The sequence below is a fragment of the Sphingomonas bacterium genome (assembly GCF_903644135.1).
Classification (GTDB): Bacteria; Pseudomonadota; Alphaproteobacteria; order Sphingomonadales; family Sphingomonadaceae; genus Sphingomonas.
Genome location: NZ_CAHJXA010000079.1, coordinates 1 through 9889 on the forward strand (window position 1 = coordinate 1; position 9889 = coordinate 9889).

At 67.2% G+C, this 9889-nt stretch carries 9 protein-coding genes and 1 pseudogene; 7 read left to right on the forward strand and 3 right to left on the reverse strand.

Annotated features, from left to right (window positions below):
- From accC to HUU96_RS06165, 7 genes are all read left to right on the forward strand, one after another.
- Positions 1-1245, forward strand: a 1245-nt coding sequence (gene accC / locus HUU96_RS06135) for an acetyl-CoA carboxylase biotin carboxylase subunit (RefSeq protein WP_174291960.1), incomplete at its 5' end; no start/stop codon positions are given.
- A 44-nt stretch (positions 1246-1289) separates the two neighbouring features.
- Entirely contained in the window at positions 1290-1955 is a 666-nt protein-coding gene (locus tag HUU96_RS06140) for a hypothetical protein (RefSeq protein WP_174291961.1), read from the forward strand.
- A 63-nt stretch (positions 1956-2018) separates the two neighbouring features.
- A complete protein-coding gene (locus HUU96_RS06145) occupies positions 2019-2357 on the forward strand; it encodes a P-II family nitrogen regulator (RefSeq protein WP_174291962.1) in 339 nt (112 codons plus the stop codon).
- An 80-nt stretch (positions 2358-2437) separates the two neighbouring features.
- The gene (gene glnA / locus HUU96_RS06150; protein WP_174291963.1) at positions 2438-3850 is read left to right on the forward strand and encodes a type I glutamate--ammonia ligase; all 1413 of its coding nucleotides are present in this window, start codon (positions 2438-2440) and stop codon (positions 3848-3850) included.
- Positions 3851-4001: 151 nt separating this feature from the next.
- On the forward strand, positions 4002-4340 hold the full coding sequence (locus tag HUU96_RS06155) for a P-II family nitrogen regulator (RefSeq protein ID WP_174291964.1): 339 nt from the start codon (positions 4002-4004) through the stop codon (positions 4338-4340).
- A gap of 11 nt (positions 4341-4351) precedes the next feature.
- Positions 4352-5812: an ammonium transporter gene (locus HUU96_RS06160; protein WP_174291965.1), complete on the forward strand. Its 1461-nt coding sequence runs from the start codon at positions 4352-4354 to the stop codon at positions 5810-5812.
- A gap of 17 nt (positions 5813-5829) precedes the next feature.
- Positions 5830-6615: an SPFH domain-containing protein gene (locus HUU96_RS06165; protein WP_174291966.1), complete on the forward strand. Its 786-nt coding sequence runs from the start codon at positions 5830-5832 to the stop codon at positions 6613-6615.
- Between the two features lie 40 nt (positions 6616-6655).
- Here HUU96_RS06165 and HUU96_RS06170 read toward each other — a convergent pair whose 3' ends face one another.
- The 3 genes and pseudogenes from HUU96_RS06170 to HUU96_RS06180 form a co-directional block, all read right to left on the reverse strand.
- Positions 6656-7753 carry a catalase family protein gene (locus HUU96_RS06170; protein ID WP_174291967.1) on the reverse strand — a complete coding sequence of 366 codons (1098 nt, stop codon included), beginning with the start codon at positions 7751-7753 and terminating at the stop codon, positions 6656-6658.
- 86 nt (positions 7754-7839) lie between these two features.
- Positions 7840-9474, reverse strand: coding sequence for an inorganic phosphate transporter (locus tag HUU96_RS06175; protein ID WP_174291968.1), 1635 nt, complete (start codon positions 9472-9474; stop codon positions 7840-7842).
- An 86-nt stretch (positions 9475-9560) separates the two neighbouring features.
- A pseudogene (locus HUU96_RS06180) lies at positions 9561-9889 on the reverse strand (penicillin-binding protein 1C); the annotation flags it as partial.

Consider the following 9889-nt stretch of genomic DNA (forward strand, 5'->3'; position numbering starts at 1 on the left):
GCCGACGCCCACGCGATGCACGTCCGGCTGGCGGACGAGGCGATCTGCATCGGGCCGCCGGCCGCGACCGACAGCTACCTCAACATCCCCAACATCATCTCGGCGGCGGAGATCAGCGGCGCGGACGCGATCCATCCCGGCTATGGCTTCCTCAGCGAGAACGCGCGCTTCGCCGACATCGTCGAGCTGCACGGGCTGATCTTCGTCGGCCCCAAGCCCGAGCACATCCGCACCATGGGCGACAAGGTCGAGGCGAAGCGGACCGCCGGCGCGCTGGGCCTGCCGCTGGTGCCGGGCTCCGATGGCGCGATCCACGACGTCGACGAGGCAAAAGCGCTGGCGGCGGAGATCGGCTATCCGGTCATCATCAAGGCTGCGTCGGGCGGCGGCGGCCGCGGCATGAAGGTGGTCAACGACCCCGACAGCCTCGAGACCCAGATGCAGCAGGCGGGCACCGAGGCGAAGGCGGCGTTCGGCGACGCCACCGTCTACATGGAGAAATATCTCGGCAACCCACGCCACATCGAGTTCCAGGTGTTCGGCGATGGCGCAGGCAACGCCATCCATCTCGGCGAGCGCGACTGTTCGCTCCAGCGCCGCCACCAGAAGGTGCTGGAGGAGGCCCCCTCGCCGATCCTCTCGCCGCAGGAGCGCGACCGGATGGGCGGCATTGTCGCCAAGGCGATGGCCGACATGGGCTATCGCGGCGCGGGCACGATCGAGTTCCTGTGGGAAGCAGGCGAGTTCTACTTCATCGAGATGAACACCCGGCTCCAGGTCGAGCATCCGGTGACCGAGATGATCACCGGCCTCGATCTGGTGCGAGAGCAGATCCGCATCGCCGAAGGGCACGGCCTGACCCTGCGCCAGGAGGATGTCGAGTTCCGCGGCCATGCGATCGAATGTCGCATCAACGCCGAGGACCCGCGCAGCTTCGCTCCCTCGCCCGGCCTGGTGAAGCAGTTCCATGCGCCGGGCGGGATGCACGTCCGCGTCGATTCGGGGCTGTACGCCGGTTATCGCGTACCGCCCTATTACGACTCGATGATCGCCAAGCTGATCGTCTACGGCACCAGCCGCGAGGGCTGCCTGCGCCGTCTGCGCCGCGCGCTGGAAGAGTTCGTGGTGGAAGGGCCGACCACCACCATCCCGCTCCACCAGGCGCTGCTCGACGATCCCGAGTTCCAGGCGGGCGACTATACCATCAAGTGGCTCGAAGAGTGGCTGGCGCGGCAGGACGTATGAACATACCGCTGACGAGCCGCTCACCCCGCCCGACCCGGTAGGCTATGTTCATCGGCCACTACGCCCCTGCCCTCGCCGCCGCGACGCTGCCGCGTGCGCCCAGGCTCGGGCCGCTGTTCATCGCTGCGCAGCTGATCGACATCGCCCTGTACCTGCTCGCGCTGGCGGGCGTAGAGCATTACGGCATCCAGCCCTGGTTCACGACGATGAGTCCGCTCGACCTCTACGACGTGCGCTGGACGCACAGCCTGCTCTGCGCGCTCGGCTGGGCGGCGGGGTTTGCGCTGGCGGTGCGGCTGGCGGGCGGGATCAACCGGACGGCGTGGATCGGCGCGGGCGTGGTCGTCGGCGCCTGGTTCCTCGACCTCCTCACCCACACGCCCGACCTGACGCTTGCGGGCGGCGCGCAACGGTTCGGGTTCGGGTTGTGGAACCATCCCTATATCGCCATGCCGCTGGAGCTGGGCATCACCGCGGCGGCGCTGACCCTCTACGCCAACCGCACCCACGCCCGCGATTGGCGCGGCAAGGTCGCGCTGATACTGCTGACGGCGGCGCTGCTCGGCTTCCAGCTTGCGGCCTGGCTCGGCCCCCGGCCGCACGAGGCGATCGATCCCGCCCCCGCCGCCACCTCTCTTAGCGCGCTCGCCGCCTACACGATCCTCACCGTCTTTGCCTGGTGGGTGGCAAGCACGCGCGCGCCTGCGTAATCGGTCTTGCCGCGCGGCGAGGCTGCTGGCACGTTACCGTCACATGACAAGGGAGCGGAGACGGTGAAGAAGATCGAGGCGATCATCAAGCCGTTCAAGCTCGACGAGGTCAAGGAAGCGCTGCACGAGATCGGCGTGTCCGGCATCACCGTGCTGGAGGCGCGCGGCTTCGGCCGGCAGAAGGGCCATACCGAGCTGTATCGCGGGGCCGAATATGTCGTCGACTTCCTGCCCAAGGTGAAGCTGGAAGTGGTGGTGGAGGACGCGCAGGCCGACCGCTGCGTCGAGGCGATCGCCGCCGCCGCGCAGACCGGCCGCATCGGCGACGGCAAGATCTTCGTCCTGCCGGTCGAGACCGCGCTGCGCATCCGCACCGGCGAGCGCGATGCTGACGCCCTTTGACGCCTGCGACGCGCGACCTTGCCGCTGCAGCGCAACATAGCTAACCCTTTCCCATCCTTCGAACCGGCATAGAGGCTTCCATGGCGAACGCGGCAAACGACATCCTGAAGCGCATCAAGGACGAGGAGATCGAGTGGATCGACCTGCGCTTCACCGATCCCAAGGGGAAGTGGCAGCACCTCACCATGGTCGCCTCGGTGATGGGCGAGGATGAGTGGGAAGACGGCCTGATGTTCGACGGCTCGTCGATCGAGGGCTGGAAGGCGATCAACGAGTCCGACATGGTGCTCAAGCCAGACTTGGACGCGGTCTATACCGACCCGTTCTCGGCGACGCCGATGCTGATCGTGTTCTGCGACATCGCCGATCCCGTCACCGGCGAGCTGTACGCCCGCGATCCGCGCTCGACCGCCAAGCGCGCCGAGGCGTACCTCAAGACCACCGGCATCGGCGACACCGTCTATGTCGGACCCGAGGCCGAGTTCTTCATGTTCGACGACGTCCGCTTCGACACGTCGTACAACCAGAGCTATTTCAAGATCGACGACATCGAGCTGCCGACCAACACCGGCCGCGAATATGAGGGCGGCAACCTCGCCCACCGTCCGCGCGCCAAGGGCGGCTATTTCCCGGTCGCGCCGGTCGACAGCGCCGTCGACATCCGCGGCGAGATGGTCTCGACCATGATCGAGATGGGCCTGCCCTGCGACAAGCACCACCACGAGGTCGCCGCCGCGCAGCATGAGCTGGGCCTGACCTTCGGCACCCTGACCACCACCGCCGACCGGATGCAGATCTACAAATACGTCGTCCACCAGGTGGCGCACGCCTATGGCAAGTCGGCGACGTTCATGCCCAAGCCGATCAAGGAGGATAACGGCTCGGGGATGCACACCCATTTCTCGATCTGGAACGGGTCGGAGCCGCTGTTCGCCGGCAACGGCTATGCCGGCTTGTCCGACATGTGCCTGTTCTTCATCGGCGGCGTCATCAAGCACGCCAAGGCGCTCAACGCCTTCACCAATCCCGCCACCAACAGCTACAAGCGGCTGGTGCCGGGCTATGAGGCACCGGTGCTGCTCGCCTATTCGGCGCGCAACCGCTCGGCATCGTGCCGCATCCCCTATGGCACCGGTGCCAAGGCGAAGCGGGTCGAGATCCGCTTTCCCGACGCAATGGCCAACCCGTATCTCTGCTACGCTGCGCTGATGATGGCGGGGCTCGACGGCATCCAGAACCGGCTCCATCCGGGTGAGGCGATGGACAAGAACCTCTATGACCTGCCGCCCGCCGAGCTGGCCGAAGTGCCGACGGTGTGTGCGTCCTTGCGCGAGGCGCTCGACGCGCTGACCGCGGACCATGAGTTCCTGCTCAAGGGCGAGGTGTTCAGCAAGGAGCAGATCGAATCCTATGTCGAGATCAAGTTCGCCGAGGTCGCCCGTTGGGAGATGACGCCGAGCCCGGTCGAGTTCGACATGTATTATTCGGTCTGATCGCCCGGCCCGTAACGAAACGGACGCAATAAGCTGTTGCGGGCGGGCTCATCGCTGTTAGCCTCGATGCGATTCGAGCGTCGAGCCTTCCGGGGCATCGAGCCAAGGGGCGGATGATCTGAACGGCTCAACCTGAGGGAGGGGCCGCCCGATGAAACTCGTCGTCGCCATCATCAAGCCGTTCAAGCTCGACGAGGTGCGCGAGGCGTTGAGCGGCGTCGGCGTCGCCGGCATGACCGTCACCGAGGTCAAGGGCTTCGGCCGTCAGAAGGGGCAGACCGAAATCTATCGCGGGGCGGAATACTCGACCAACATGGTGCCCAAGCTCAAGGTCGAGGTCGCGTGCAGCGCGGCGGTCTGCGCCCGTGTCGTCGAGGCGATCCAGCAGGCGGCGAACACCGGCTCGATCGGCGACGGCAAGATCTTCGTCCTCGGCATCGACCAGGCGGTGCGCATCCGCACCGGCGAAACCGACGAGACGGCGCTGTGAAGGAGGGCGGCATGAACCGGACGACCAGACTGGGCCTCGGTATCGCTGGGGTGGGCCTGGCGTTGCTCGCCGCGCACCCGGCGCTGGCGCAGACGCCGTCGGGGGCCGCGACCATTCCCAAGGCGACGGTCGACAAGGGCGACACCGCCTGGATGCTGGTCTCGACGCTGCTGGTGCTGATGATGTCGGTGCCGGGGCTGGCGCTGTTCTATGGCGGACTGGTCCGCGCCAAGAACATGCTCAGCGTGCTGACCCAGGTGCTGATGATCGTCTGCTTAGTGGCAGTGATCTGGGTGACGTGGGGCTATTCGGAGACGTTTACCGGGGGCCCAGGCGTTTTTGGGGCCTTCTTCGGTGGCCTGTCCAAGGCGTTGCTGATCGGTGTCGATGCCAACAAGACTGTCCCGACCTTTACGAACGGCGTCTACATTCCTGAGTACGCCTATATCTGCTTCCAGATGACCTTCGCCTGCATCACGCCGGCGCTGTACGTCGGCGCGATCGCCGAGCGGGTGCGGTTCTCGCCGCTGATGTTGTTCACCGCCTTGTGGGTTACGTTGGTCTATTTCCCAATCGCGCACATGGTCTGGTATTGGGGCGGCCCCGACGTGATGGCCAACGCCGCCGTCAAAGGCGGCGCGGTGCTCGATGCCGCCACCCAGGATGCAGGGTTCCTGTTCCAGAAGGGCGCGCTGGACTTCGCCGGCGGCACCGTCGTCCACATCAACGCCGGCATTACCGGGCTGGTGATGGCGATCCTGCTCGGCAAGCGCGCCGGCTTCCCGCGCGAACCGATGCCGCCGCACTCGCTGACCATGACGATGATCGGCGCGTCGCTGCTGTGGGTCGGCTGGTTTGGCTTCAACGCCGGCTCCAACCTGGAGGCCAACGGAGTGACCGCGGTCGCCTTCATCAATACCTTCGTCGCCACCGCCGCGGCGGGGCTGTCGTGGCTGCTGGTCGAGCAGATCGTGCGCGGCAAGCCGTCGCTGCTCGGCGCGGCGTCGGGCGTGGTCGCCGGGCTGGTCGCGGTGACGCCGGCGTCGGGCTATGCCGGGCCGATGGGCTCGGTGGTGCTGGGGCTGATCGTCTCGCCGATCTGCTTCTTTTTCGTCAGCACGGTGAAGACGCGGTTCGGCTATGACGACAGCCTCGACGTGTTCGGCGTCCATTGCGTCGGCGGCATCACCGGCGCGATCCTGACGGGCGTGCTCGATGCGCCGTATCTGGGCGGACAGGGCATCCCCGACTACACGACCAAGCCGGGGACGATGGTCGCGGGCACCTATGCGATGGGCGCGCAGGTCGTCACCCAGATCGAGGGCGTGCTGATCACCCTGCTCTGGTCAGGGATCGTGGCCGCCGTGCTGTTCGTCGCGATCGACAAGCTGTGGGGGATGCGCTCGAGCATCGACGATGAGCATGAGGGCCTCGACATTGCCGAGCATGGCGAGCGCGCTTACCATCCGTGATCGGACAAGAGAGGCCCATGATGGTGCCGTTGCTGATCGTCGTCGCGCTGCTGGCGTTCCTGTTCCTGCCGCTCGCGCTCAAGTCGTTCGGGATCAACCAGGAATATGAGCGCGGCGTCGTCTTCCGCCTTGGCCGGCTGGAGAAGACCAAGGGGCCGGGCTGGTTCTGGCTGATCCCGCTGGTCGAGCGGGTTGTGAAGGTCGACACGCGCACCATCACTCACGCGCTGGAAACGCAGGAGACGGTGACGCGCGACGGTGTCGCGATCAGGATCAACGCCGTCCTCTGGTATCGCGCCTTCGACGCCGCCGGGGTCGTCACCACCGTCGAGAACTGGCAGTCGGCGATCATCCAGGCGGCGGAGACGGCGATTCGCGACGCGGTCGGCCAGAGCGACCTCGATCAAATGCTGAAGGACCGCACGACGATCAACAAGCGGCTGTTCGACATCCTGACCACCACCTGCAATCGCTGGGGCGTCGAGTTCGATGCGGTCGAGATCAAGGACCTCGACATCCCGCCGCAGATGCAGCGCGCGATCGCGCGCGAGGCCGAGGCGATCCGCGAGAAGCGCGCTCGCATCATCAAGGCGGAAGGCGAGCAGGAGGCGGCGCGCACGCTTGCCGACGCCGCCGCGACGATCGGCACGACACCCGGCGCACTCGAACTGCGCCGGCTGCAGACGCTGGCCGAGATCGGCGTCGAGCATAACTCGACGATCATCGCCATGTTTCCAACCGAGCTGCTGGAGGCCGTCCGCCGCATCGCGCCGCCCGGCGGGTCCGATAGCACGAGCCGCTAACCATTCGGGTCAAAGACAGGCGACGCTGCCGCCTGCCGTATCAGCCGGCCGACTCTAGCTCCGCGATCGATTGCGGCTCGTGCATCGGGCAGCCGTTGAACCCGCGCCGGTAGCTGGTGGATTGCCTATAGGTGTCGTTGCGCGCGCGATTGATGCCGCCCAGCGGCTGGTGCGCCGCCACGCCGCGCCAGATGTTGAACGACAATGTGTTGTCCAGCCGGTCGCTCTCGCCATGCTCCCACGAGATCTGCGCCGGCACCGCCAGCATCGCGACGGTGCGGAACGGGCTTTCCTTTTCGTCCCACGGTTTGGTCGGATCCTCGATCGGCATGGCGTCGAGATTGGTGTTGAGCTGCACCCGCAATTCCCAGGTGCCGCCGCCCTCGACCAGCCCGCGCCGCACCTCCTCGCGCAGCGCATCCGGACGCCCGGCGGTGTCGACCACCTCCTTGGTGAAGCCGGTCAGCTCCGGCGACACCGGCACCAGCTGCCAGCGGGCGATATAGTCGCCGAAGCGATAGGGAGTTTGCGAGTAGTAGGTCTCGCCCAGCGGATGCACCTGCGGCGCACCACCCAGCTGCTGGATGGTCGGCGACTCGACGCCGACCGCGGTCAGCGCCGTGTTGGTCGCGTGCAGCAGCGTGGAGAGCACCTTCTTCGCCCCCATGCCGCGGTCGGTGGTCTTGGCGAGCAGCTTCAGGTTCTTGAGGAATGCGCTGGCGTCGGGCGCGGAGAATACCGGACCGTTGACCATGATGAAGTCCTGGCTGGTCTCGTCCTCCGATCCCGGCAGCCGCTCGCCTTCCACGCCCATGACCTTCAGCGCCAGCCCGCGCGGCAGGCCGATATCGTCGTCGAGGATGTCGCCGGCATTGGTCGAGATCCGCAGCACCGCATCAAAGCTGCCCGCCTGCGCGAAGATGCCCTGCGCCAGTTCGGGCGGCAGGTCGTCCTTGACCGTCAGCCTGCCCTTGGCGATCCCGTGCGCCTTGGCGTGGACCGCGCGCACGGCATGGTCATAGTCCTTCGACGTGGTGTCCTGGATCAGCTTGAACTGCTCTCGCAGCTGCCGGATCGTGTCGCCCTCGCCGGGCTCGACCTTCTCGACATCGGCGGAATAGCGGACGGGCTGGGACATGGAGCTTCTCCTGGCGTGACCACCGACCAAGCGTCCTTTTGACTAAAGCGTTCCGTCAGGCCGGCAATTCGCCCCCCGCCGGCCTGTCAAATACCGAGGGCGCGCACGATCGTCAGGAACAGCGCATACAGCAATCCGGCCAGCATGATCGCCGCCGGCAGGGTCAGCACCCAGGCGAGGATGATGTTGCGCACCGTTCCCCCCTGCAGCCCCGCGCCATCGGCCGCCATGGTGCCGGCGACGCCGCTCGACAGGATGTGGGTGGTCGAGACCGGCATCCCCTTGAACTGCGCCAGCAGGATCGTCGCGGCGGCGATCAACTCGGCCGAGGCACCCATGCCATAGGTCAGATGCTGCTTGCCGATCCGCTCGCCGACGGTGACGACGATCCGCTTCCAGCCGATCATCGTGCCGAGCCCCAGCGCCAGCGCGACCGTGACCTTGACCCAGGTCGGGATGTAGCGGGTGCCGTTCTCCAGCAGCTTCTGATACGCGACCACCGCCTTGTCGCCGCCACCCGGGAAGGTCGCCTTCGCCGCGTCCTCGTCTTTGGTCAGCAGGTGCGAGGCGTCATAGGCGAGATACATCTCGTTGCGCAGGTTGCGGGTGGCGGCGGCGGGGACCTGGCGGATCGAGCCATAGGCCTTGAGGTCGGCGCTGATCACCCCCGCCTCGGCGGCGAGCGCGGCATAGACTTGCGGCCGGTCGGCCTGCCGGCTGCGGATCGCCTGGCGCAGCACGCCCTCCGCCTCGCGCGCCGGCACCACCTCGCCGCCAGCCCTAGCGCGAAACGCGGTCTGCGCCTGCGCCGCCGCCTGCACGAACACCGGCGTCGAGCTGTCGGGCATGGTGCGGTTGAGCGCATAGGCGGTGGGGGCGACGCCGATCAGGATCAGCATGATCAGGCCCATGCCCTTCTGCCCGTCATTGCCGCCGTGCGCGAACGAGACGGCGGTGCAGGTGAAGACCAGCAGCGCACGGATGCCGCGCGGCGGCGGCGCGTCGCTCTTGGGCTCCTCGTACAGCGTCCGGTCGCGCACGATCCGCTTCATCGCCAGCAGCATCCCGCCCGCGCCGAGGAAGCCAATGACCGGGCTGACCAGCAACGCCAGCAGGACGCTGCCCGCCTGCCCCCATTCGACCCCCGACGCGCCGCCCGGACCTCCGGCGAGGAGCTGGTTGGCGAGGCCGACGCCCAGCACCGATCCGATCAGCGCATGGCTCGACGAGTTGGGCAGGCCGACATACCAGGTGCCCAGGTTCCAGATCACCGCCGCCAGCAGCAGCGCGAAGATCATCGCATAGCCCGCCGCCGAGCCGACGCCGAGGATCAGGTCGACCGGCAGCAGCGTCACGATCGAATAGGCCACCGCTCCCGTCGAGACCATGACGCCGATGAAGTTCCACGCGCCGGACCAGATCACCGCCGGCACCGGCTTCATCGCGTGAGTGTAGATCACCGTCGCCACCGCATTGGCGGTGTCGTGGAAGCCGTTGACGAACTCGAACCCCAGCGCGATCATCAGCGCCAGCCCGAGGAACAGGAACGCCCCGATCGCCAGCGGCTCGCCGACGTCGCGGGTGTCGAGCGCGATGTTGGTCGCGGCAAAGGCGATGCCCGCGATCAGCACCGCCACGAAAGTGGCCGCCGCGAGCGGGTGCACCCGATGATCGGCAACGCCGCGGCGCTCGCCGTCCTGGCGTAAGGCGATCGAGGCCATGGTCGAATCTCCGGTGGTCAGGCGTCAGATCGGGCCTGGACGTTACAAACGCAAGACAACAGTGGCTCGGCAGCGGCCACGCGACTTCAGCGCACGGTGAACATGACCCGATCGACCACCGCTCCGCCGGCATCGACCAGCCGCAACAGATGCACGCCGGGGATCGGCAGCACCAGCGGGTGCGCGTCGGCCGGGCCCAGGTCGCGGCGATCCAATAGCAGATGGTGCGCCGCCGCCGAGCCTACGACGCCGACCGAAAGCCGCTGACGCGCCGGCGGGATGTCGGGGTCGAGCGCATAGACGCTACCCGCGACCGGGTTGACGATATGCGGCCGGCGCGACTCAGCGGGGGCGGCGGCAACGAGCGACTGGCCGGTGCCCGCCAGGAAGACCTCGCGCCGCGGCTGCTCGGGGG